Origin of the sequence: Paramagnetospirillum kuznetsovii, assembly GCF_003284725.1 — a bacterium.
In the GTDB taxonomy this organism is placed as follows: Bacteria; Pseudomonadota; Alphaproteobacteria; order Rhodospirillales; family Magnetospirillaceae; genus Phaeospirillum; species Phaeospirillum kuznetsovii.
Map to the genome: position 1 here is coordinate 308,725 of NZ_PGTO01000002.1, position 21,559 is coordinate 330,283.

Below are 21,559 nucleotides of genomic sequence, written 5' to 3' on the forward strand. Positions count from 1 at the left end.
CTATTCCAGGGTCTTCAGATAGGCGTCGTAGGCGGCGCGGTCCATCAGCTCGGACAGTTCGGCGGCGTTGGACAGCTTGATGGTGAAGAACCAGGCGCCGCCCTCCGCGGCCTCGTTGACCAGACCGGGCTGATCGACGATGGCGGCGTTGCCCTTGATCACCGTGCCGGACACCGGGGAATAGACCTCGGAGGCGGCCTTGACCGATTCCACCACGGCGGCCTCGTCGCCCTTGGCCAGCTTGCGGCCGGGCTCGGGAACCTCGACGAACACCACGTCGCCCAGGGCGTGCTGGGCGTAATCGGAAATGCCGACGGTGCCGGTGTCGCCCTCGACCTTGATCCACTCATGATCCTTGGTGAAACGCATATCGCTCATGATTCAGCCCTTGAAGTAACGGTGGGGAACGAACGGCAGAGCCGCGACCTCGGCGTCCAGCGCCTTGCCGCGAACCACCAGCTTGATCTTGGTGCCGACTGCGGAAAACGCCTTGGGCACATAGCCCATGGCGACGGGCCGGTCGGCCGAGGGGCCGAAGCCGCCCGAGCAGATTTCACCCAGGCGGTTGCCGGCCTCATCGGTGATTTCCGTATGGGCGCGGGCGGGGGCGCGGCCCAGCGGCTGGATGCCGACCCGCAGCCTCGCGGAGCCTTCGGCCAACTGCTTCTGGATGATGGCGGCGCCGGGAAAACCGCCCTCGGCGCGGCGGCGCTTGTTCATGATCCAGGCGATATTGCCTTCCACCGGGGTGATGGTGGTGTCGATATCCGAGCCATACAGGCACAGACCGGCTTCGAGGCGAAGCGAATCGCGTGCCCCCAGGCCGATGGGCATGACGCCGGGCAGGGCCAGCAGCGTGCGGGCCAAGTCCTCGGCCCGGGCGGTGGGCACCGAAATCTCCCAGCCATCCTCGCCGGTATAGCCCGAGCGGGTGGCGAGACAGGCGATACCGGCAATGCTGGTTTCGCGGATGGTCATGAAGGTCATGGACAGGGCGTCGGGACAGACCATGGCCATGGCGGCGGCGGCCTTGGGGCCTTGCAGCGCCAGCAGGGCGCGGTCCTCGATCATGCGCAGCGCGACCTTGGCGCCGATGGCCGCCTTCATATGGGCGAAGTCTTCGTTCTTGCAGGCGGCGTTGGTCACCAGGAACAGGTGATCCTCGGCCAGCTTGCTGACCATCAAATCGTCCAGGATGCCGCCCTGATCATTGGTGAAGACGGTATAGCGGGTCTTGCCGATGCCGAGCCCCTGGATATCGCCAGGAACCAGGCTTTCCAGCCATTGGGCGCACTCGGCGCCCTTGATCTCCACTTGGCCCATATGGGAGACGTCGAACAGCCCGGCCTCGGCGCGGGTGTGCAGGTGTTCGGTCATGACGCCTGCGGGATACTGCACCGGCATGGAATAACCGGCGAAGGGAACCATCTTGGCTCCCAGCTCGCGATGAAGCGAATCCAGCGGTACAGTTAGCAACGGGGTATCAGGATCGCTCACCGGGTTCCTCCTTGGACAAGGGCCTTCCGGACGGAGTCATGGCGCCATCCGGCTTGCCCCCCTCTGTCCTTGGAACCTGAAAGATTCACCGCCTGATTCCGATGGAACGGAGGCGGCTTACATCGTCGGTGGGCAGACCGGTCCTTGCGGGGCCGATCGGCGCGCTTTCCAGAGTTTCATCCCCCCGCGGTCCGTTTGCCTGAGAGTTTCCAGGGGCGGTTGCTCCTTCGGCGCCGCGTCCGGCTTCGAAAAGCCTGCGCGATCTCTCCCACGGGGATCATCTGTGGCCGCCATCTTAGTCGGCACGGCCAGGGAGTCAACGAGAGTCATCTCCTAGATATTGTGTTTTTATCGCGAGGCAGACACCTAGCGCTTGCTTCGCCGCATGGCTTCCAAATCCTCTGGGGAAACCTGGAACCCCAGATAGATTTCGTAATCGTTGATGATTTCCTTGTTCTTCACCGGCAGCCGCAGCACCACGTCGTCATCGGTGGTCCGCGCCTGGTTCATGCCCTCGGGGAACACCACCGGGATGGTGAACACCGCCTTGGCTTCGGGGGCGGGGTAGAATTTGGGAATGGCGATGAAATAGGTCAGCTCCGCATTGGGGCTGGTGCTGGCCGGACCGCGATTGACGTCGAAGCTGAGCCGCATCACCACCTCGCCGCCCTTGTCGTCATAGGAACAGTCGCCCTTGAAAGCGATGATCTCCGCCTCCAACTCCACATCGGTGAGGTCGCGGCCCGACCCTGGACGGAATTTGGTGACCTTGGCCACGTCGGACAGGATGTAGATGGGCGGGCAGGGCGGAGCCACCTTCTTCTTCGGATTCATGAAGTCGAAGTCGGCGCAGGCGGACAGGGCAAGCGGCGCCGCCAGGGCGAGACAGACGAGACGGGACGAACGATGGGTCATGGAAATCCTGGAAATAGAGGTGCCGACCGCAAGGCGCTCCGGCGGGGTGGCGAATTCGCGCATGCCATTCTTCCTTCGACGGGGCAACATCTGCTAAACGTGGCCTCCGACTTTAGAGAAGGCCGCGACGCGGCACAAGCCGACAGCCAAGCCGAATAGAGGGATTAACCGCGACCATGTCTTCCGTTCCCGCCAAAAGGCCCCTTACCCTGGTTCTCGCCAGCCCGCGCGGCTTTTGCGCCGGTGTCGACCGCGCCATCCATATCGTCGAGAAGGCGCTGGAAAAGTATCAGGCTCCGGTCTATGTCCGCCATGAAATCGTCCATAACCGCTTCGTGGTGGAATCCCTGGCCCAGAAGGGCGCGGTATTCGTCGAGGAACTGGACGAAGTCCCCGACGACGCGGCGGTGGTGTTTTCCGCCCATGGCGTGCCCAAGACGGTTCCGGAAGAGGCCGATCGTCGCGGCCTGACCTCCTTGGATGCCACTTGCCCGCTGGTGACCAAGGTGCACCGCGAGGCCGAACTCCATTACGACATGGGCCGCCAGATCATCATGATCGGTCATGCCGGTCACCCGGAAGTGATCGGCACCATCGGCCAGGTTCCCGAGGGAACCGTCATGCTGGTGGGTACCCCGGCCGAGGCGGAAATGGTGCAGCCGCGCGACCCCTCCATGCTGGCCTATATCACCCAGACCACCCTGTCGGTGGACGATGCCGCCGCCGTCATCGACGTGCTCTATCGCCGCTTTCCCGACATCGTCGGACCAAAGCGGGAAGATATCTGTTACGCCACCACCAACCGCCAGGCGGCGGTCAAGACCATCGCCCCCAAATGCGAGGCCTTGATGGTGATCGGCTCGCCCAATTCCTCCAACTCGTCGCGTCTGGTGGAAGTGGCGACGCGGGCCGGTTGCGCCCGCTCGGTTCTGGTCCAGCGCGCCGCCGAGGTGGATTGGAGCCTGCTGGACGGGGTCAGCCGCTTAGGCATCACCGCCGGAGCATCGGCACCGGAAATCCTGGTGGAGGAAGTGGTGGCGGCGGCCCGCGAGCGCTTCGACGTGACGATCGAGGAGGTGCGGGTCACCACCGAGACCGTGACCTTCAAACTGCCGCAGGCGCTGTCGGAATAGAGGGCGGCCTGGACGCGGGCCATGCGCCATGACGTCAGCGGACGCCCTCTGGCGCGGCGCCGGGAACTGTCGTACCTTCCGCCGATCCGGCGTGGAATAGGGTTATAGGGGCATGGCGGTCTATACCGAGGTTTCCGACGACGAGCTGGACGAGTTCGTCGCCCAGTACGATATCGGCGCGGTGGTGTCCTGCAAGGGCATCGCCGAAGGCGTCGAGAACACCAATTATCTGCTCCAGACCGACCGCGACAGCTTCATCCTGACCCTCTACGAGCGCAGGGTGAATCCGGCGGAGCTGCCGTTCTTCATCGGACTGATGGAGCATCTGGCGGCCCGTGGATTGGCTTGCCCCAGCCCCATCCAAGGCCGCGACGGCGCCATTCTGCGCAGTCTGTGCGGTCGTCCCGCCGCCCTGGTCAGCTTCCTCAAGGGTGTCTGGCATCGGCGCATCAGCCTCAATCATTGCGCCGAGCTTGGGCCTGCCATGGCCGAGATGCATCTGAAGGGGGCGGACTTCCCGCTGACCCGGCGCAACAATCTGTCGGTGGAGGGTTGGCGCGGCTTGTTCGAGGCCATTCGGCCCCGCGCCGGGGAGATCAAGGAAGACTTGGCCGAACGGATCGCCGCCGAACTGGATTTCCTGGAAGCCAACTGGCCGAAGACCTTGCCGGTGGGGCTGATCCATGCCGACCTGTTTCCCGACAACGTGTTCTTTCTGGGCGATCGGCTGTCGGGGTTGATCGACTTCTATTTCGCCTGCACCGATTTCATGGCCTATGACATCGCCATCTGCCTGAATGCCTGGTGCTTCGAGGCGGACGGCGCCTTCAACGCCACCAAGGCGCGGCTGATGCTGAACGGCTATCGCCGCGTCCGGCCGCTATCGGCCGAAGAGTTGGACGCCCTGCCGCTGCTGGCGCGGGGCGCCGCCCTGCGCTTTCTGCTGACCCGCAGCTATGACTGGCTGAATACGCCCGCCGGGGCCTTCGTCAAGCGCAAGGATCCCATGGAGTATTACCGCAAGCTGGTGTTCCACCAGGGCGTCGGCGGTCCCGGCGAATACGGCATCGAATGAGCGAGAGTACCGGAAACGGACCAGTCGAACTCTTCACAGACGGGGCGTGCAGCGGCAATCCCGGCCCCGGCGGCTGGGGCGCCATCCTGCGCTATCGCGGGGTGGAGAAGGAGCTGAAGGGCGGCGAGCCCGCCACCACCAACAACCGCATGGAAATGATGGCGGTGCTGGAAGGCCTCAACAGCCTGACCCGCTCCTGCGCCGTCCATATCTATACCGACAGCCAATACGTCATGAAGGGCATGACCGAATGGCTGCGGGGCTGGAAGGCGCGCGGCTGGAAGACCGCCGACAAGAAGCCGGTCAAGAACGACGATCTGTGGAAGGCCTTGGACGAGGCCTGCGCCCGCCATCAGGTGACATGGCACTGGGTCAAGGGCCATGCCGGCCACGCCGAGAACGAGCGGGCCGACCAACTGGCCCGTGACGGCATCGCCGATCTTAGGGCGCTGGTTTAGCCGTCAGTTCATTCCAGATCAGGGCGACGGTTCCGGCGGTGATCGCCATGGCGAGGTAACGCAGGGCGATGGCGACGGTCTGTACCAGCGTCAGTCCTTCCAGGATCTCCATGTCCGGCAACATTCTCGCCGCCTCCATCAGCAGATTGGCGGGCAGCCATGCCAGGGCGACGGCGATGCTGACCGCGACGCCGCCCTTCATGATCACATCGGGAAGGCGCCAGCCGTCGGCGCCCGATTCCTGTTCCAGGGCCGCTTCGGCTGGCAACAGATAGACCGCTCCGATCAGCAGATGGGTGAAGCCCAGCAGCGGCATGGCGGCATCGGCGAGCGGAATGCCGGTGGCCATGGCGAGCGAGGCGCCGATCACCTGGGCGGGGAAGGTCACGAAGGTTTCCGCCAGCATCCAGCCGAAGGCGGTGAACACTTCGCGGCGGCCCAGGCGGAAATAGGCCATGCGGGTTGGCATCTCGCCCCGCGCCACCAGCCGCAGCCAAGCCACCGCGAAAACACCGCGTGCCAGCAGATCGGTCACGCCCGCCAACAGGGGGTAGCGTTCGCCGACCGCCGTGCTGACGATACTGACGCCCACGCAGACCCAGGCCAGGCGCATGAAGGCCGGAAATTGCTCCATCAGGATGACGAAGCTGCGAAGGGCATGGCGGCAGAAGCGGAAGAGTCCCATTCAGTGACTCCGCCCGCCGTATTCCATCACCGTGCGGTTTCGAAGTGGCCGCGCACCAATTGAATCTGGCGGATCAGATCATCGGCGGATATGGGCTTGGTCAAGACCTTGGACGCACCCACCTGGCGGGTGATCTCGTGGGCTTCGTCGGATTTGTCGCTGGTCAGGATCAGGACCGGCTTACGGCTGTTGATATTGGCCTTGTCGCCTCTCAGAGTCCGCAGGAAGTCGATGCCGCCCATATTGTCCATGTGCAGATCGCAAATGATGATGTCGGGCTCCAACTCGCCGGAGCGCAGCATGTCCAGCGCCTTGACGCCATCAGAGGCTTCCGAGATTTGGGACGGACTGGCCTTGGTCAGCAGCTTCTTGATGATGGTGCGCATGACTTCCTGATCGTCGATGATCAGGACATGCAGACCGCCGCCGCCGATCAGCATGGACAAGGCGGCGCCGTCCTTGAACTTTTCCATCTGCTTGGTGGCGCCCTTGGGCAGAGGCACCCTGTGCTCCTTGCAATACAGCGTCAGGGCCTGGCCCACATCCTCGCGCGAGAAGATGAAGTCCTTGGCGGAGCCTCCGGCGAAAACGGCGGGAAAGCGGATGGTCAAGGAAATGTCCTGGGCCGGGTCGAAGTTCATTTGGTCCGGGGCGGTATTGGGAAGATTCTTGCCGATCCGCTCGCCATAGCGCCGGATGGCGTCGAGGAAGTCCGATCGGGGAAAGACAATCACGCGGCGTTCAAGAATCATCGGGTCCGTAAGCTCCTGCAAGAGCACCATGGGTCAAATGACGCGTGGTGCTCAATGTCCTTTGGCTGGCGCGGCGCCGCCTGCCACCGGCTTGATATCGGCCTTGTCGATCAAGGGCAGCGACGACTTGATTTGCAGCGCCACCGGGCAAGCCTCGGCTTCCTGCTTGGCATTGACGCATTTGATCGGCGGAGTGCCGAAATCGCTGAGGGGCGAAAAGCTGAGTTGCACGGCGCCGAGGCCGCAGGAAAATAGTCGCGCCGTTTGGCCGCTGGGCGCCAAGGCGCCGATATTGACCACCCAGTTATCCAGAATCTCACCCTTGGCGCTGACCGATGACCCCACCATGCCCATGGCGACGGTGGCGGTCGATGCGTTGAACAGCACGAAATTCATGCGGCACTTTCCCGCTCCGGCGCCAGCCATCATGGTGGCTTCCAGCTTCAAGGTGCCGAGGCTGTCGCCGATCTGTTCCGGCGGGATGAATTTTTCCCGGACTCCGGTGGCGGAACTGGCGATGGGCGCGACGGCGCCGCCGCCACTTTCGCCCGCGCCCTCTTTCTTGCCGCCCGCCCAAGCCGGGCCGCAGGCAAGGAGTGCGGCAACAGTCGCCAAAGCCATCATGGTCCGGTTCACGACGCAACGAACTCCCTATGGTATCGAAACGACACAGACTAGCAGGACTTTCACCGCCGCCGAAACGACTTTGCGGACTGCCCGCCATTTGGGCATGGCGTGGCGGGAATTGCGCCAATAGGGGCATTGTGTTTCCCTGTATCGTGCGGCCGCCCTGGCCGCGCCGCATGGCATGTGCCGTGCAAAGTTGGGCGAGCATGAGGAATTAAAGGGTTGAGCATGGGCTTGCGCGTGATCGTGGTCGATGACGAACGCGACAGGGCGGCCTTGGTCAAGGTCGCCCTTGAAGGCGAAGGCTTCGAGGTCGTCGGTGTCCTGGCCAGCGGCGCGGGTCTGTACGCCAAAGTGGCGGAACTGGCCGCCGACGTCATCATCGTCGATATCGATTCGCCCGACCGCGATATCTTGGAAGACATGCGGCGCGTCGGTGTCGAACAGAACCGCCCGGTGGTGATGTTCGCCCAGGACGGCAAGCCTGAAACCATCAAGGCGGCGGTGGAGGCGGGTGTGTCGGCCTATGTGGTGGACGGACTGAAGCCGGACCGGGTGCGGCCGGTGATCGACGTCGCCATCGCCCGCTTCGCCCAGTTCCAGGATTTGCGCAGCCAGTTGGACAAGGCCAAGACCACCCTGGCCGAGCGCAAGCAGGTGGAAAAGGCCAAGGGAATCCTCATGAAGCGTCGCAAGGTGGATGAGGACGCCGCCTTCGCCCTGCTGCGCAAGATGGCCATGGATCAGAAGCTGCGCTTGATCGATGTCGCCAACAAGGTCATCGAGGCGGCCGAGCTGCTCGGCTAAAAGCCTAAAAAGTAATCATTCATCAGCAGCAGCCTAAAAAATAGGCGATCACTTTTGGGCGCCCGCTGCAACCCCTTTGAAATTAAGCGTTTTCCCATCTGGCATGAGCGTTGCTTCATGTTGCAGTGCGAAGGCGGCCAAATCTCAATGGCGAGGGTTGCCTTCAAAACGAATTGACTGGCTCTGTCGGCAATGATGCCGACACCGGCCAAGGAACAAAGGCGTTCCACGGATTGCGCGCTCCCTTGCGGGAGGCCGGCGCGACTCCGCGGAACGCCTTTTTTGTTTTCGGTTCAGCCCCCTTTTTTTCGGTTCAGCCAACGAGGGACATGACGATCATGACCAGCAAGACCTCCCAGCCCGTTTCCCGCCGTTCCGTTCTGGCCGCCGCCGCCGTCCTGGCCGCCGCCCGCGCCGCCCTCCCTGCCGGTGCCTGGGCTGCCGTGGGCGACGCGCCCGAGGTCAAGGGCGCCAATTTCGGCTTCATCGCGCTGACCGATGCCTCGCCTTTGATCGTCGCCAAGGAGAAGGGCTTCTTCGCCAAGTACGGTCTGCCCGATGTCCAGGTGCTCAAGCAGGCCTCGTGGGGGACCACCCGCGATAACCTGGAATTGGGCTCGGCGGGCGGCGGCATCGACGGCGCCCATATCCTGACCCCCATGCCCTATCTGATGGCCTCGGGCAAAGTCACCAAGAACAGCGCCAAGATCCCCATGAACATCCTGGCCCGCCTGAATCTCAACGGTCAGTGCATCTCGGTGTCCAACGAGTACAAGGCCCTGAAGCTGACCACCGATGCCAAGGCCTTCGGCCCGGCCTTGGCCAAGGCGCGGGCGGCCGGCAAGGAAATCAAGGTGGCCATGACCTTCCCCGGCGGCACCCATGACATGTGGCTCCGCTACTGGCTGGGCGCCAATGGCATCGACCCGGACAAGGACGTTTCCACCATTGTGGTGCCGCCGCCCCAGATGGTGGCCAACATGAAGGTGGGCACCATGGAGGCCTTCTGCGTCGGCGAGCCGTGGAACGACCAACTGGCCCACCAGGGCATCGGCTTTTCCGCCGTGACCACCGGCGAGTTGTGGAAGGACCACCCGGAAAAGAGCCTCGCCATGCGCGGCGACTGGGTCGAGAAGAATCCCAAGGCCGCCAAGGCGGTGACCATGGCGGTTCTCGAGGCCCAGCAGTGGTGCGAGGCCAATATCGAGGAGATGTGCAAGATCGTCTCGGGCCGCGAATGGTTCAAGGTTCCGCTGGAAGACATCGTCGCCCGCGCCTCGGGTTTCTTGAACTACGGCGACGGACGGCTGGTGGAAAAGTCCCCCCATGTCATGAAGTTCTGGAAGGACAACGCCTCCTATCCGTTCCAAAGCCATGACCTGTGGTTCCTGACCGAGAATATCCGCTGGGGCTATCAGCCCGCCGATCTCGATACCAAGGCGCTGATCAAGCAGGTCAACCGCGAGGACATCTGGCGCGAAGCCGCCAAGGATCTGGGCGTGGCGGCGGCGCAAATCCCCGCCTCCACCTCGCGGGGCGTCGAGAAATTCTTCGACGGCAAGACCTTCGATCCGGCCAATCCGGCCGCTTATCTCAAGAGCTTGGCCATCAAGCGCGTGACGGTTTGAGCACGGAGGACAGCATGACCATGGTTAGCAAGATCGCCGAAGCCAAGCCGGACATGGCGCAGGTGACACCCTACAAGCCGGCGGGGCAGCCAAGCGCCGCCGTGAAGAAGGCCAGGGAGATCGCCAGCCGCGTTCTGCCGCCGGTCCTTGGTCTGGCGGTGCTGCTGGGTATCTGGCAATTGGCCTGTTCCGGTCCCAATGCCTTGCTGCCCGGCCCCATCAAGGTGGTCCAGTCCACCTGGCCGCTGATCGCCGATCCGTTCTTCGATCACGGCGGCGTCGACAAGGGCCTGTTCTGGCATCTTTTCGCTTCGCTGAAGCGGGTGGCCATGGGTTTTGCCCTGTCGTCGGTGGCGGGCATCCTGCTGGGCGTGCTGGTCGGCCAGAGCACGCTGGCCTTCCGCGCGCTTGATCCCATCTTCCAAGTGCTGCGCACCGTGCCGCCCCTGGCTTGGCTGCCCATTTCCCTGGCCGCCTTCCGCCAGGCTGATCCCTCGGCCATCTTCGTGATCTTCATCACCTCCATCTGGCCGATCATCCTCAACACCGCCGTGGGCGTGCGCAACATCCCGCAGGATTACCGCAATGTCGCCCTGGTGCTGCGTCTGTCGCCCATCGAGTTCTTCTTCAAGATCGTGATCCCGGCGACCGTGCCTTACATCTTCACCGGCCTGAAAATCGGCATCGGCCTGTCCTGGCTGGCGATCATCGCAGCCGAAATGCTGATCGGCGGCGTCGGCATCGGCTTCTTCATCTGGGACGCCTGGAACAGCTCGCTGATGAGCGAAATCATCCTGGCCCTGGTCTATGTGGGACTGGTCGGCTTCATGCTCGACCGGGTGATCACCGTCATCGGCAAGATGCTCTCGAACTGAGGAGGAATTCCGTCATGGCTGCCTATCTTTCCATCGAGAATGTCGGAATTGCCTTCACTGGGGACAAAGGCACCTTTCGCGCCCTGGACGACGTGGTCTTGCGCATCGACAAGGGCGAGTTCGTCTCCATCATCGGCCATTCCGGCTGCGGCAAGTCGACGCTTTTGAACATCGTCGCCGGTCTGCTGCAGGCCACCGAGGGCGGCGTCCTGCTGGAAGGCCGCGAGGTGGACACTCCCGGCCCCGACCGCGCCGTGGTGTTCCAGAACCACTCCCTGCTGCCCTGGCTGTCGGTCTACGACAATGTGCGCATGGCGGTGGACAAGGTCCACGGCAAGACCAAGAGCAAGGCCGAACGCCACGACTGGACGCTGCACAATCTGTCCCTGGTGCGCATGGACGCGGCCAAGGACAAGAAGCCCGGCGAAATCTCGGGCGGCATGAAACAGCGCGTCGGCATCGCCCGCGCCCTGGCCATGGAGCCCAAGGTTCTGCTGCTGGACGAGCCGTTCGGGGCACTCGACGCCCTGACCCGCGCCCATCTTCAGGACAGCTTGATGGAGATTCACGGCCGCCTCGGCAACACCGTGATCATGATCACCCACGACGTGGACGAGTCGGTGCTGCTGTCGGATCGCATCGTGATGATGACCAACGGACCGGCGGCCCGCATCGGCCAAATCCTGGACATCGACCTGCCCCGGCCCCGTTCGCGGGTCGAACTGGCCGATAACCCTCACTTCAACCATCTGCGGGCCGAGGTTCTGCGGTTCCTCCACGGCCATTCTCCGGCGCGCGCGGCTTAAGGCGAGGGAGCAAGAACATGGCCCTGGAAAAGACCCGTCTCAAACTTGGCATTGTTCCGCTGGTGGATGCCGCACCGCTGGTGGTGGCGAAGGAGCGCGGCTTCTTCTCCGAGGTCGGGCTCGATGTGGAGCTTTCCCGCGAGTCCTCCTGGGCCTCCATCCGCGACAAGGTGGCGGTGGGCGCCCTGGACGGCGCCCAGATGCTGGCGCCGCAGCCTTTGTCCATGACCTTGGGCCTGTCGCCCATCAAGGTGCCCATGGTGGCGGGCATGGCGCTCAATCTGGGCGGCAATACCATCACCCTCGCCAATGCCCTGTGGGAGCGCATGGAGAAGGCCGATCCCGATTCCATGGCGAAGCGTCCGATCGATGCCCGCGCCCTGAAGGCGGTGATCGACAAGGACAAGGCCGACGGCGCTCCCATCATGACCTTCGCCACCGTCTATTCCTTCTCGTCCCATGCCGCCGAGCTGCGGCTGTGGCTGGAATCGGCGGGCATCGACACCGAATGCGACGTGCGTCTGGTGGTGGTGCCGCCGCCGCAGATGATCTCCTATCTCTCGGCCGGCAATATCAGCGGCTATTGCGTCGGCGAGCCTTGGGGCAGTCTGGCCATGCGCATGGGATTGGGCCGCGTCGCCGCCACCAGCGGCGACATCTTCGCCGGACGGCTGGAAAAGGTCTTCGCGGTGACCCGCGACTGGGCCGACCATCATTCGGAAACCCATGCGGCCATCCTGGAAGCCCTGCTGGGGGCGGCCCGCTGGTGCGACGAGAACCGCTGCGAGCTGGCCGAGCTGTTGGCCCAGCCGCAATACCTCAACGTTCCCGTCGATGCCGTCATGGCGCCGCTGCTGGGCGAAGGCGGCCTGCCCAAGGACTTGATCACCTTCCATGGCGGCGCCGCCAATTTCCCCTGGCGGTCCCAGGCCATGTGGTTCCTGGAAAGCATGAAGCGGCACGGCCAGGTGCCCGTGGGAACCGATAGCCGCGCCCATGCCGACGCGGTGTTCCGGCCCGATCTTTACCGTGTCGCCGCGCAAGCCCTGGGCCTGCCGGTTCCTCTGGTGGACTACAAGACCGAGGGCGAGCACGACCAGCCCTGGACCTTGCTGCGCGCCACCCGCCCCATCCAGATGGGACCGGATCGGCTGTTGGGTGGCGGCGTGTTCGACCCCTTCCACCTTTCCCCGCCCGTGGACCAAGCCTTCACGGCCGCTGAAACAGGAGACCTGTGATGAACGCCATTCCCCGCCAGAAGCTGGTCGTCATCGGCAACGGCATGGCCGGCATGCGCACCGTCGAGGAATTGCTGAAGCTGGCCCCGGCCCGCTTCGACATCACGGTGTTCGGCGCCGAGCCCCACCCCAATTACAACCGCATCATGCTGTCGTCGGTGCTGGCCGGTGAAAAGCAGGTGGACGACATCATCATCAACACGCTGGATTGGTACCGCGACAACGGCATCACCCTGCATACCGGCAATCCGGTGATGTCCATGGATCCGGCGGCCAAGACGGTGACCGCCGCGTCCGGTCTGGTGGTTCCCTATGACCGGCTGCTGCTGGCCACCGGCTCCAAGCCGCTGATGCCGCCGCTGCCCGGCCTCGACCTGCCCGGCGTGGTCGCCTTCCGCGACATCGCCGATGTGGAAAAGATGCTGGACGCCGCCGACAAGAAGCAGCGCGCCGTGGTGATCGGCGGCGGCCTGCTGGGCCTGGAAGCCGCCTGGGGCCTGCGCCGTCGCGGCATGCCCACCGCGGTGGTCCATCTGATGGACACGCTGATGGAGCGTCAGTTGGACGTGGAAGCGGGCCATCTGCTGCAAAAGGATCTGACCGAGCGCGGCCTGCATTTCTTCATGGGCGGCCAGACCGAGGAGGTCGTGGGCACCAGCCGCGCCGAGGGCTTGAAGCTGACCGACGGCCGCACCGTGCCCGCCGATCTGGTGGTGGTCGCCATCGGCATCCGTCCCAATGTGGATCTGGCCAAATCCGCCGGTCTCGACGTCAATCGCGGCATCGTGGTCGGCGACGACATGAAGACCTCGGATGACGCGGTCTACAGCGTCGGCGAATGCGTCGAGCATCGCGGCCAGGTGTTCGGCCTGGTGGCGCCGTTGTGGGAGCAGGCCAAGGTCTGCGCCGCCAGTTTGGCCGGTGATCCCGACGCCATTTATGTGACGCCTGCCTTGTCGACCCGGCTCAAGATCACCGGCATCGACGTGTTCTCGGCCGGTCAGTTGGCCGCCCAGGACGAGGCCGACGAGGAGCTGATCTATCGCGACTCCGCCAAGGGCATCTACAAGAAGCTGGTTCTGCGCGACTCCAAGGTGGTGGGCGCCGTCATGTATGGCGACGTGGCCGACGGCGCCTGGTACTTCCAACTGATCCGCGAAAAGGCCGACGTGGCCGAGATGCGTGATCGCATGATCTTCGGTCAGGCCTATGCCGACGTCTCGTGCAAGGGCAAGGGCGGTGTCGACGTGGCCGCCATGTCCGACGATGCCCAGGTCTGCGGCTGCAACGGCGTCTCCAAGGGCGCCATCGTCAAGGCCATCACCGAGAAGGGCCTGACCAGCCTGGACGAGGTCAAGGCCCACACCAAGGCCTCGGCCTCCTGCGGCCAGTGCGCCTCGGTGGTCCAGGCCATCCTGGCCCACACCACCGGCGAGGTGGTCGAAGCCAAGGCCGCCGGTATGTGCGGCTGCACCGATCTGTCCCATGACGCGGTTCGCCACGAGATCATCGCTCAAAAGCTCAAGACCATGGATGCGGTGCGTGGGGCGTTGGGCTGGCACAATCACGACGGCTGCGCCAAATGCCGTCCGGCCCTGAATTATTACCTGCTATGCGCCTGGCCCGCCGAATATGTGGATGACGGACAGAGCCGCTTCATCAACGAGCGGGTCCACGCCAATATCCAGAAGGACGGCACCTATTCGGTGATCCCGCGCATGTGGGGCGGCCTGACCACGCCGTCCGAACTGCGCGCCATCGCCGACGTGGCCGACAAGTTCAAGATTCCCACCGTCAAGGTGACCGGCGGTCAGCGCATCGATCTTCTGGGGGTCAAGAAGGAACAGCTTCCGGAGGTCTGGGCCGATCTCAACAAGGCGGGGCTGGTCTCGGGCCATGGCTATGCCAAGGGCCTGCGCACGGTGAAGACCTGCGTCGGCTCGGAATGGTGCCGGTTCGGAACGCAAGATTCCACAGGCCTTGGCGTCAAGCTGGAAAAGCTGATGTGGGGCAGCTGGACGCCCCACAAGGTCAAGCTGGCGGTGTCGGGCTGCCCGCGCAATTGCGCCGAGGCCTCCATCAAGGATATCGGCATCATCTGCGTCGAGGCGGGCTACGACATTCTGGTGGGCGGCAATGGCGGCATCGAGCTGCGCGGCACCGATTACCTGACCCGCGTCGCCACCGAGGACGAGGTGCTCGAATATTCCGGTGCCATCATGCAGATCTATCGCGAGGAAGCCCGCTATCTGGAACGCACCGCGCCGTGGGTCGAGCGGGTCGGCATGGACTACGTCAAGAAGCGGATCTTGGACGACGAGAGCGGCCGCAAGGCGGCCTATGCCCGTTTCCTGCATTCACAGAAATACGCCCAGATCGACCCCTGGGCCGAGCGGGTGGCCGGGGTGGATGCCCATCAGTTCAAAACCCTGGCCGAGGTGGAGTAAGAGCCATGAATGACTGGATCAAGATCGGCCGACTCTCCGACATTCCCCGCCTGGGCGCCCGCACGGTGGAGACCGCGCAAGGCCAGGTGGCGGTGTTCCGCACCCAGGACGATGAGGTCTTCGCGCTGTTCAACCGCTGCCCCCACAAGGGCGGGCCGCTGTCGGAAGGCATCGTCTCGGGGCGTGTCGTCGTCTGCCCGCTGCACAACTGGACCATCGATCTGGTGACGGGAGAGGCGACCGCGCCGGATGAGGGCTGCACCCGTCCGGTGGTGGTCAAGCTGGTGGACGGAGACATCTTCCTGGAATTGGCCGTCAGCAAGAAGGTGGCGCATGGCTGACACCATCCGCACCACCTGTCCCTATTGCGGGGTCGGGTGCGGTGTCGTCGCCCAATCGGGCGATGATGGATGGTCGGTGCGGGGCGATCCCGATCATCCCGCCAATTTCGGCCGCCTCTGCGTCAAGGGCGCCGCGTTGGCCGAGACCATCGGCTTGGAGGGACGCCTTCTGCATCCCGAATGGGGCGGCAAGCCGGTGGCCTGGGATGCCGCCTTGGATATGGTGGCGGACAAGTTCTCGGCAGCCGTGGCCGAGCATGGTCCCGATTCGGTGGCCTTCTACGTTTCCGGACAACTGCTGACCGAGGATTACTATGTCGCCAACAAGCTGATGAAGGGCTTCATCGGCTCGGGCAATATCGACACCAATTCCCGTCTGTGCATGTCGTCCACCGTGGCGGGCCATGTGCGCGCCTTCGGCTCCGACACGGTGCCTGGCTGCTACGAGGACATCGAACAGGCCGATCTGGTGGTGCTGGTGGGCTCCAACGCCGCATGGTGCCACCCGGTGATCTTTCAGCGCCTGCTGGCGGAAAAGACCCGGCGTCCAGAATTGCGCATCGTGGTGGTCGACCCCCGCCGCACCGCCACCGCCGAATGCGCCGATCTCCATCTCGCCCTCCGTCCCGGTTCCGACGCCATCCTGTTCAACGGATTGCTGGCCCATCTGAAGGGCGAGGAGGCCGAGGTCGAGTGCGGCGTGCCGCTGGATCAGATCGTGACCTTCTTCTCCTGGTTCGCCGAGACGGAAAAGACCGTCACCCTCTGGTCGCAGGGGATCAACCAATCCAGTTCGGGCACCGACAAGGTGGATGCCATCATCAATTGCCATCTGCAGACCGGGCGGATCGGCAGGCCCGGCATGGGGCCGTTCTCGCTGACCGGCCAGCCCAACGCCATGGGCGGCCGCGAGGTGGGTGGGCTGGCCAATATGCTGGCCGCCCATATGGGATTCGACGAGGCCTCCATCGACCGGGTCGGCCGTTTCTGGGACTCGCCCCGCGTCGCCACCAAGCCGGGCCTGAAGGCCGTCGATCTGTTCAAGGCGGTCAAGGACGGCAGGATCAAGGCGCTGTGGGTGATGGCCACCAATCCGGCGGTCAGCCTGCCGGAGGCCGATCTGGTCCGCGACGCCATGGCGGCATGCGACTTCGTGGTCCTGTCGGATTGCGAGGCCGATACCGACAGCGCGCGTCTCGCCCATCTGCGGCTGCCCGCCCTGGCCTGGGGCGAGAAGGACGGCACCGTCACCAATTCCGAGCGCCGCATCTCGCGCCAGCGGCCGTTCCTTGCCCCTCCCGGTGAAGCCAAGCCCGATTGGTGGATCATGTCGCAGGTGGCGCGGCGCATGGGCTTTGGCGCCGCCTTCGCCTATGAGAGCGCCGCCGACATCTTCGCCGAGCATTGCCGTCTGACCGCTTTCGAGAATGGCGGCAGTCGCGACCTGGATCTCGGCGGATTGATCGGGGTGGATTACGAGGCGCTGGCGCCCATCCAATGGCCGGTGCGGCGGCCGGGCGAGGGCACGGCGCGGATGTTCGGAAACGGCCGCTTCTACCATCCCGACGGCAAGGCCAGGATGATCGCGGTCGAGCCGCGTCGTCCCGCCGCCGTTGCCGACGAGGCGCTGCCGCTGATCCTCAATACCGGCCGCTCTCGCGACCAGTGGCACACCATGACGCGGACCGGCCGTTCGCCCCGGCTGGCGGCCCATGCGCCCGAGCCGGTCCTGTCCATCCATCCCGCCGACGCCATCCGCTTCGGCCTGACCGACAACGGGCTGGCAAGGCTCGGCGGACGGCGCGCCTCGGCGGTGCTGCGGGTCGCCCTGGATGCCGGTCTGCGGCGGGGCGAGGTCTTCGCCCCCATCCATTGGACCGACCGCACCGCCTCGGGCGCCGTGGTCGGGATGTTGATCGACGCTGCCGTCGATCCCTATTCCGGCCAGCCGGAGCTCAAGCACGCCCCGGTGATGGTGGAGCCCTACGCCGCCGGTTGGCATGGCGTCATGCTCAGTCGCTCACCGGTCGAACTGCCGCGCGATTTCTATTGGTCCAAGGCGGCGGGCAAATCCCATTCCATCTGGCGCATCGCCGGGGCCGAGGGACAGGACTGGCCGGTGACGGCGCGGGACTGGCTGGGCGGGGACGGCGAATGGATCGAATTCCTCGATCCCAATCGCGGCCATTACCGGGCGGCGCGTCTGGTGGACGGGCGGCTGGAAGGGGTATTGTTCATCTTCCGCTGGGCCACCGATTTCTCGCCCGACTGGGTGGCGGCCGCTTTCGGCCGCGCCGCCATCGCGGGTGACGAGCGCGCCACCTTGGTGGCGGGCGCTCCTCCCGGCGGTGATCGGGGCAGCGACAAGACGGTCTGCGCCTGTTTCAGCGTCGGCCTGGCGGCCATCCGGACCGCCATTCGCGACAATGGCCTGACCTCGGCCGCCCAGGTGGGGGCGCTGTTGAAGGCGGGCACAAATTGCGGCTCTTGCGTTCCCGAAATCCGCGCCATCCTGGCGGAGGAACGGGCGGAGAAAGTGGCGTAGGTTTGCGGGCAGGATGCCCGCGCTCCTAAAATTGGGGCGCGGCCGTCTCGGCCGCACTCACCGCCCGAAGATGCCCTTCAGCAAGTCGTCGATGGCGCCGCCGATGCCCTTGACGGCGTCGGCGCCCGCCTGGGCGGCGCCCGAGACCACGTCCTCGATCACCGAGGAGCCCGAGGATTCCTCGACCGGGACCGACAGGGCATGGGCGGGCAAGCCGCGATGGGCGGCGACCATGACCTGCTTCCACAACTGGGCGGGCAGGCCGCCGCCGGTGACCTTCTTCATCTCGATGCGATAGTCGTCGTTGCCCATCCACACGCCGGTGACGTAATCGGCGGTGAAGCCCATGAACCAGGCGTCGCGGTAATCCTGGGTGGTGCCGGTCTTGCCGGCGGCGGGGCGGTCCAGCTTGGCGGCCTTGCCGGACCCTTCCTGGATCACGGCGGTCATCATGTCGTCCATGCGGGCCAGGGCCTGGGGCGAGATCACCTGGCCGAAGCCGCCGCCGCTGCGCTGATAGAGCACATGGCCGTTGGGGTCGGTGATCTGGCTGACGCCATAGGAGGTGACGCCCTGGCCGCCATTGGCGAAGCTGGCATAGGCGGTGGTCATCTCCACCAGCGACACCTCGCTGGTGCCCAGCGCCAGGGTGGCGTCGTTGCGAAGGTCCGAGGTGATGCCGAGACGCCGGGCGGTGGCGATGACGCGGCCGGGGCTGACCTCTTCCACCAGCCGGACCGCCACGGTATTGACCGATTCGGCCAGCGCCTTGCGTAGCGTGATCTCGCCCAGATACTTGCCGGTGTAATTGCCCGGGCTCCAGTTGCCCAGCTTGATGGGGGCGTCGTTGACGGTGTCGTCGGGGGAAAAGCCGCGCTCCATGGCGGTCAGATAGACGAAGGGCTTGAACGACGAGCCGGGCTGGCGCAGCCCCTGGGTGGCGCGGTTGAACTGGCTTTCGTCGTAATCCTTGCCGCCCGCCATGGCGCGCACCGCGCCATCGGGGCTCATGACCACCACGGCGCCCTGGGATGCGTTGGCCTTGGCCGCAGGCCCGCTCATCATGGCGGCCAGCGAGGATTCCACCTTGCGCTGCAAGCCCACGTCCAGGGTGGTCTTGACCACGATGTCCTTGCCCGCCACCTCGCCGAACTGGTCAAGATGGCTCATCACCCAGTCGGCGAAATAGCGGCCCGACGGCGGCGGGCGGCGGATCAACTGCGACGAGCCGGTGACCTGGACGGTGTCGGCGGTGCGCTGGTCGATATAGCCAGCCTTGACCATGTTGGCGAGCACGTCGGCGGTGCGCTTGCGCGACGCTTCCGGGTCGTTGAGCGGGCTGTAGCGGCTGGGCGCCTTCAGCAGTCCGGCGATGACGGCCGCCTGATAGAGATCGACCTTGCGGGCGGAAATGTCGAAATAGCGCTTGGCCGCCGCATCCACTCCGAAGGTGCCGGATCCCAGATAGACCCGGTTGAGGTAGATGGTCAGAATCTGTTCCTTGGAGAACCGCTTTTCCAGCCACAGCGCCATCAGCAGTTCCTGGACCTTGCGCTTCAGGTTGCGCTCAGGCGTCAGGAACAGGTTCTTGGCCAATTGCTGGGTGATGGTGGAACCGCCCTGGACCATGTGTCCGGCGCGCAGATTGGTGAAGACGGCGCGGCCCAGGCCGATGGGGTCGAAGCCCCAATGGCTGTAGAAGCGGCGGTCCTCGGTGGCCAGCACCGCCTGGGCGATGAAGGGCGAGATTTCGCTCAAATCCAGCGGCTCGCCGTACAGATCGCCGAAGGCGGCGAAGACTTCGCCGTCCACCGACTGGAACACCACGCTGGGCCGTCGCGGCGTCGCGGTCACCTTGTCGATATCGGGCAGGTCGACGGCGAAATAGGCCACCACGGCGGCCAGGGCGATGCCGACCCAGATGGCAAGGGTCGCCCCCCAGACCAGCAGACGCTTGGGCCATTTGCCATGACCACCGCCACCCCCGGATTTCTTGCGGCGCGGGGCGGGCTTCTCCTTCTTGGGCGGCGGCGGCGGCGGCGGCGGTGCGCCCTCGCCGCTGGCGACCAAGCGGTCGGACGGGTCGACGGAGACCGAGAAACGATTGCGGCCGGGGCGGGGGCGGGGGGATGAGGCTGCCATGGGGGCTTTTACCACGACTGGCGCCCCCCTCGGAACTGTCTCTGTCGGAACTGGCAACGGCGCGACAATGGTTGTAAACTGACGACGATATTATTCACGAGGTCGAAACCATGGAAACCCTTGCGGTCACGATTCCCCCCGAACTGAAGCAGCGCCTGGAGGTGCTGGCGACGGAAACCGGGCAGACCCTGGGGGAATGCTTGCTGGTGGCGGTCCAGGAATACGTGGAGAACTGGGAAACCCACCTGTCCGACGTGCACCAGATCGACGAGCACGAGGCCCGTGCCGTGCTGAAGGCCGCCGTCAACGAATAGCCCCATGACCTCTTCCCCAAATGCCGACGCCGCCCCGAAATAGGGCGGCGTCTTTGTTTGTCTGCCCTGATTGTGGCGAAAATCAGTGCGGATGATCCTCGTCATGGGCATGGCCGTGGGAGAGTTCGGCGATGGTCGCGGGGCGCACGGCCGCCACGGTGCAGGCGAAGTCGATGACCATGCCCGCCAGCGGGTGGTTGGCATCCAGCACCACCTTGCCGTCGGCGATATCGGTGATGGCGTAGATCTGCGGCTCTCCCTTGCCATCGGCGGCAGCGCCTTCGAATTGCATGCCGATCTGGAGATTGGGCGGGAACTTGTCGGCGTCTTCCATCTCGACGAGGTCGGCGTCGTATTCGCCGAAGGCTTCGGCCGGTTGCAAGCGCACCTGCACCGATTCGCCCACCGCCTTGCCGTCCAGCGCGGCCTGGATCTTGGGGAACAGCGAGTTGGAAGCGCCGTGCAGATAGACCATGGGCTCCTTGCCGTCGTCCAGAACGTTCCCATCCGGGTCGGAAACCCGGTAAACCAGCGCGACCACGGTATCGCGGGCGACGATGTCGGTCATGATTGTGGCTCCTCTGCCTGTTTCTTGCCACCGATCCGGGGCTCTTCGCCTTTGAGCAGTCTTTGGATATTGGCCTTGTGGCGATAGAAGCCAAGGGCGGCCAGACCGGCGGCCATGACGGCGAATTCGGGACCGGCGAAATAATAGGCGTAGGCGGGCGACAGGGCCAGTCCCACCAGGGCCGACAGCGAGGAATAGCGGAGCAGGGCGGCCACGGCGATCCAGGTGCCGCAGCAGGCCAGCCCCACCGGCCATGAGGCGGCCATCAGGGTTCCGAAAGTGGTGGCGACGCCCTTGCCGCCCTTGAAGCCCAGCCAGACCGGGAAGTTGTGCCCCAGCACGGCGGCGAAGCCCGCCACCGGCACCAGATCGCGCCCCAGAATCCACCACGCCAGCCCCACCGCGATGGCGCCCTTGCCGCCGTCCAGCAGCAAGGTGGCCAGCGCCAGCCCCTTGCGGCCGGTGCGCAGCACATTGGTGGCGCCGATATTGCCCGATCCGATCTGGCGAATGTCGCCCAGCCCGGCCAGACGGGTCAGCACCAAGCCGAACGGCACGCTGCCCAGCAGATATCCGCCCATGGCGGCGAGGAGGAGCTCAAGCGTCATACGATTCTCTCGAATGGAGCGCAGCGACTGGCGCGTTGAGCGCCCGCGAGCACATGCGAGCGAGAGCCAAGCGAGTGGAACGAGCGCCCGGCGACTGA

Annotated in this window: 22 protein-coding genes and 1 riboswitch; of the genes, 12 read left to right on the top strand and 10 right to left on the bottom strand. The window is 64.9% G+C overall.

All coding sequences use genetic code 11. The features are described 5' to 3' along the window. From gcvH to CU669_RS04100, 3 genes are all read right to left on the bottom strand, one after another. Positions 1 to 378, bottom strand: a complete 378-nt coding sequence (gene gcvH / locus CU669_RS04090) for a glycine cleavage system protein GcvH (protein WP_112142519.1) — start codon at positions 376 to 378, stop codon at positions 1 to 3. A gap of 3 nt (positions 379 to 381) precedes the next feature. Next, positions 382 to 1,497 carry a glycine cleavage system aminomethyltransferase GcvT gene (gene gcvT / locus CU669_RS04095; RefSeq protein ID WP_112142520.1) on the bottom strand — a complete coding sequence of 372 codons (1,116 nt, stop codon included), beginning with the start codon at positions 1,495 to 1,497 and terminating at the stop codon, positions 382 to 384. Between the two features lie 177 nt (positions 1,498 to 1,674). After that, positions 1,675 to 1,778, bottom strand: a riboswitch (glycine riboswitch). An 85-nt stretch (positions 1,779 to 1,863) separates the two neighbouring features. After that, positions 1,864 to 2,475, bottom strand: coding sequence for a hypothetical protein (locus CU669_RS04100; RefSeq protein ID WP_239988530.1), 612 nt, complete (start codon positions 2,473 to 2,475; stop codon positions 1,864 to 1,866). Between the two features lie 113 nt (positions 2,476 to 2,588). On the opposite strand from CU669_RS04100, the gene ispH reads away from it, so the two are divergent. From ispH to rnhA, 3 genes are all read left to right on the top strand, one after another. Continuing rightward, positions 2,589 to 3,545 carry a 4-hydroxy-3-methylbut-2-enyl diphosphate reductase gene (ispH, locus tag CU669_RS04105; RefSeq protein WP_112142521.1) on the top strand — a complete coding sequence of 319 codons (957 nt, stop codon included), beginning with the start codon at positions 2,589 to 2,591 and terminating at the stop codon, positions 3,543 to 3,545. Positions 3,546 to 3,657: 112 nt separating this feature from the next. Further along, positions 3,658 to 4,620 carry a homoserine kinase gene (locus CU669_RS04110; protein ID WP_112142522.1) on the top strand — a complete coding sequence of 321 codons (963 nt, stop codon included), beginning with the start codon at positions 3,658 to 3,660 and terminating at the stop codon, positions 4,618 to 4,620. After that, positions 4,617 to 5,078 (top strand): ribonuclease HI, encoded by a 462-nt coding sequence (rnhA, locus tag CU669_RS04115; protein ID WP_112142523.1) that lies wholly within the window; start codon positions 4,617 to 4,619, stop codon positions 5,076 to 5,078. The genes CU669_RS04110 and rnhA overlap by 4 nt, the downstream gene beginning before the upstream one ends. Here rnhA and CU669_RS04120 read toward each other — a convergent pair. Genes CU669_RS04120 through CU669_RS04130 form a run of 3 tightly spaced genes read right to left on the bottom strand, consistent with a single transcriptional unit; the run spans position 5,062 to position 7,151 of the window. Further along, positions 5,062 to 5,763 (bottom strand): hypothetical protein, encoded by a 702-nt coding sequence (locus CU669_RS04120; protein WP_112142524.1) that lies wholly within the window; start codon positions 5,761 to 5,763, stop codon positions 5,062 to 5,064. The genes rnhA and CU669_RS04120 overlap by 17 nt on opposite strands. Positions 5,764 to 5,789: 26 nt before the next feature. Next, positions 5,790 to 6,515 carry a response regulator gene (locus tag CU669_RS04125; RefSeq protein WP_112142525.1) on the bottom strand — a complete coding sequence of 242 codons (726 nt, stop codon included), beginning with the start codon at positions 6,513 to 6,515 and terminating at the stop codon, positions 5,790 to 5,792. A 51-nt stretch (positions 6,516 to 6,566) separates the two neighbouring features. After that, positions 6,567 to 7,151, bottom strand: coding sequence for a hypothetical protein (locus CU669_RS04130; RefSeq protein ID WP_146747665.1), 585 nt, complete (start codon positions 7,149 to 7,151; stop codon positions 6,567 to 6,569). Positions 7,152 to 7,370: 219 nt separating this feature from the next. Between CU669_RS04130 and CU669_RS04135 the strand changes: the two genes are divergently transcribed. Beyond that, positions 7,371 to 7,949, top strand: a complete 579-nt coding sequence (locus tag CU669_RS04135; protein ID WP_239988531.1) for an ANTAR domain-containing response regulator — start codon at positions 7,371 to 7,373, stop codon at positions 7,947 to 7,949. Here CU669_RS04135 and CU669_RS04140 read toward each other — a convergent pair. Beyond that, on the bottom strand, positions 7,946 to 8,179 hold the full coding sequence (locus tag CU669_RS04140; protein ID WP_146747666.1) for a hypothetical protein: 234 nt from the start codon (positions 8,177 to 8,179) through the stop codon (positions 7,946 to 7,948). The genes CU669_RS04135 and CU669_RS04140 overlap by 4 nt on opposite strands. Before the next feature lie 108 nt (positions 8,180 to 8,287). Here CU669_RS04140 and CU669_RS04145 point away from each other — a divergent pair, with 108 nt between their 5' ends. From CU669_RS04145 to CU669_RS04175, 7 genes are read left to right on the top strand one after another with little or no spacing between them, the layout of a single operon-like run. After that, positions 8,288 to 9,577 carry a CmpA/NrtA family ABC transporter substrate-binding protein gene (locus CU669_RS04145; protein ID WP_112142710.1) on the top strand — a complete coding sequence of 430 codons (1,290 nt, stop codon included), beginning with the start codon at positions 8,288 to 8,290 and terminating at the stop codon, positions 9,575 to 9,577. A gap of 14 nt (positions 9,578 to 9,591) precedes the next feature. Further along, positions 9,592 to 10,452, top strand: coding sequence for a nitrate ABC transporter permease (ntrB, locus tag CU669_RS04150; protein ID WP_239988532.1), 861 nt, complete (start codon positions 9,592 to 9,594; stop codon positions 10,450 to 10,452). 14 nt (positions 10,453 to 10,466) lie between these two features. Continuing rightward, positions 10,467 to 11,258 (top strand): ABC transporter ATP-binding protein, encoded by a 792-nt coding sequence (locus CU669_RS04155; RefSeq protein ID WP_112142528.1) that lies wholly within the window; start codon positions 10,467 to 10,469, stop codon positions 11,256 to 11,258. A 17-nt stretch (positions 11,259 to 11,275) separates the two neighbouring features. Next, positions 11,276 to 12,496 carry a CmpA/NrtA family ABC transporter substrate-binding protein gene (locus CU669_RS04160; protein ID WP_112142529.1) on the top strand — a complete coding sequence of 407 codons (1,221 nt, stop codon included), beginning with the start codon at positions 11,276 to 11,278 and terminating at the stop codon, positions 12,494 to 12,496. Continuing rightward, a complete protein-coding gene (nirB, locus tag CU669_RS04165) occupies positions 12,496 to 14,943 on the top strand; it encodes a nitrite reductase large subunit NirB (protein ID WP_112142530.1) in 2,448 nt (815 codons plus the stop codon). Before CU669_RS04160 ends, nirB begins: the two co-directional genes overlap by 1 nt. A 5-nt stretch (positions 14,944 to 14,948) precedes the next feature. Next, on the top strand, positions 14,949 to 15,284 hold the full coding sequence (nirD, locus tag CU669_RS04170; RefSeq protein ID WP_112142531.1) for a nitrite reductase small subunit NirD: 336 nt from the start codon (positions 14,949 to 14,951) through the stop codon (positions 15,282 to 15,284). Beyond that, positions 15,277 to 17,829, top strand: coding sequence for a nitrate reductase (locus CU669_RS04175; protein ID WP_112142532.1), 2,553 nt, complete (start codon positions 15,277 to 15,279; stop codon positions 17,827 to 17,829). Before nirD ends, CU669_RS04175 begins: the two co-directional genes overlap by 8 nt. A gap of 57 nt (positions 17,830 to 17,886) precedes the next feature. Here CU669_RS04175 and CU669_RS04180 read toward each other — a convergent pair whose 3' ends face one another. After that, positions 17,887 to 19,971 (bottom strand): transglycosylase domain-containing protein, encoded by a 2,085-nt coding sequence (locus CU669_RS04180; protein WP_112142533.1) that lies wholly within the window; start codon positions 19,969 to 19,971, stop codon positions 17,887 to 17,889. Positions 19,972 to 20,081: 110 nt separating this feature from the next. Between CU669_RS04180 and CU669_RS04185 the strand changes: the two genes are divergently transcribed. Next, positions 20,082 to 20,285: a hypothetical protein gene (locus CU669_RS04185; RefSeq protein ID WP_112142534.1), complete on the top strand. Its 204-nt coding sequence runs from the start codon at positions 20,082 to 20,084 to the stop codon at positions 20,283 to 20,285. A gap of 82 nt (positions 20,286 to 20,367) precedes the next feature. Here the strand turns inward: CU669_RS04185 and CU669_RS04190 are convergent, their stop codons facing one another. Both CU669_RS04190 and plsY read right to left on the bottom strand, forming a co-directional pair. After that, a complete protein-coding gene (locus CU669_RS04190) occupies positions 20,368 to 20,853 on the bottom strand; it encodes an FKBP-type peptidyl-prolyl cis-trans isomerase (RefSeq protein WP_112142535.1) in 486 nt (161 codons plus the stop codon). Next, positions 20,850 to 21,461 (bottom strand): glycerol-3-phosphate 1-O-acyltransferase PlsY, encoded by a 612-nt coding sequence (gene plsY / locus CU669_RS04195; protein WP_112142536.1) that lies wholly within the window; start codon positions 21,459 to 21,461, stop codon positions 20,850 to 20,852. Before plsY ends, CU669_RS04190 begins: the two co-directional genes overlap by 4 nt. Between the last annotated feature and the right edge of the window lie 98 nt (positions 21,462 to 21,559).

Excerpts from the sequence above, each read along its gene's own strand:
- gcvH (WP_112142519.1), bottom strand. The coding sequence starts at position 378 with ATGAGCGATATGCGTTTCACCAAGGATCATGAGTGGATCAAGGTCGAG.
- CU669_RS04100 (WP_239988530.1), bottom strand. The coding sequence starts at position 2,475 with ATGCGCGAATTCGCCACCCCGCCGGAGCGCCTTGCGGTCGGCACCTCT.
- ispH (WP_112142521.1), top strand. The coding sequence starts at position 2,589 with ATGTCTTCCGTTCCCGCCAAAAGGCCCCTTACCCTGGTTCTCGCCAGC.
- CU669_RS04110 (WP_112142522.1), top strand. The coding sequence starts at position 3,658 with ATGGCGGTCTATACCGAGGTTTCCGACGACGAGCTGGACGAGTTCGTC.
- rnhA (WP_112142523.1), top strand. The coding sequence starts at position 4,617 with ATGAGCGAGAGTACCGGAAACGGACCAGTCGAACTCTTCACAGACGGG.
- CU669_RS04120 (WP_112142524.1), bottom strand. The coding sequence starts at position 5,763 with ATGGGACTCTTCCGCTTCTGCCGCCATGCCCTTCGCAGCTTCGTCATC.
- CU669_RS04125 (WP_112142525.1), bottom strand. The coding sequence starts at position 6,515 with ATGATTCTTGAACGCCGCGTGATTGTCTTTCCCCGATCGGACTTCCTC.
- CU669_RS04135 (WP_239988531.1), top strand. The coding sequence starts at position 7,371 with ATGGGCTTGCGCGTGATCGTGGTCGATGACGAACGCGACAGGGCGGCC.
- CU669_RS04145 (WP_112142710.1), top strand. The coding sequence starts at position 8,288 with ATGACCAGCAAGACCTCCCAGCCCGTTTCCCGCCGTTCCGTTCTGGCC.
- ntrB (WP_239988532.1), top strand. The coding sequence starts at position 9,592 with ATGACCATGGTTAGCAAGATCGCCGAAGCCAAGCCGGACATGGCGCAG.
- CU669_RS04155 (WP_112142528.1), top strand. The coding sequence starts at position 10,467 with ATGGCTGCCTATCTTTCCATCGAGAATGTCGGAATTGCCTTCACTGGG.
- CU669_RS04160 (WP_112142529.1), top strand. The coding sequence starts at position 11,276 with ATGGCCCTGGAAAAGACCCGTCTCAAACTTGGCATTGTTCCGCTGGTG.
- nirB (WP_112142530.1), top strand. The coding sequence starts at position 12,496 with ATGAACGCCATTCCCCGCCAGAAGCTGGTCGTCATCGGCAACGGCATG.
- nirD (WP_112142531.1), top strand. The coding sequence starts at position 14,949 with ATGAATGACTGGATCAAGATCGGCCGACTCTCCGACATTCCCCGCCTG.
- CU669_RS04175 (WP_112142532.1), top strand. The coding sequence starts at position 15,277 with ATGGCTGACACCATCCGCACCACCTGTCCCTATTGCGGGGTCGGGTGC.
- CU669_RS04180 (WP_112142533.1), bottom strand. The coding sequence starts at position 19,971 with ATGGCAGCCTCATCCCCCCGCCCCCGCCCCGGCCGCAATCGTTTCTCG.
- CU669_RS04185 (WP_112142534.1), top strand. The coding sequence starts at position 20,082 with ATGGAAACCCTTGCGGTCACGATTCCCCCCGAACTGAAGCAGCGCCTG.
- CU669_RS04190 (WP_112142535.1), bottom strand. The coding sequence starts at position 20,853 with ATGACCGACATCGTCGCCCGCGATACCGTGGTCGCGCTGGTTTACCGG.
- plsY (WP_112142536.1), bottom strand. The coding sequence starts at position 21,461 with ATGACGCTTGAGCTCCTCCTCGCCGCCATGGGCGGATATCTGCTGGGC.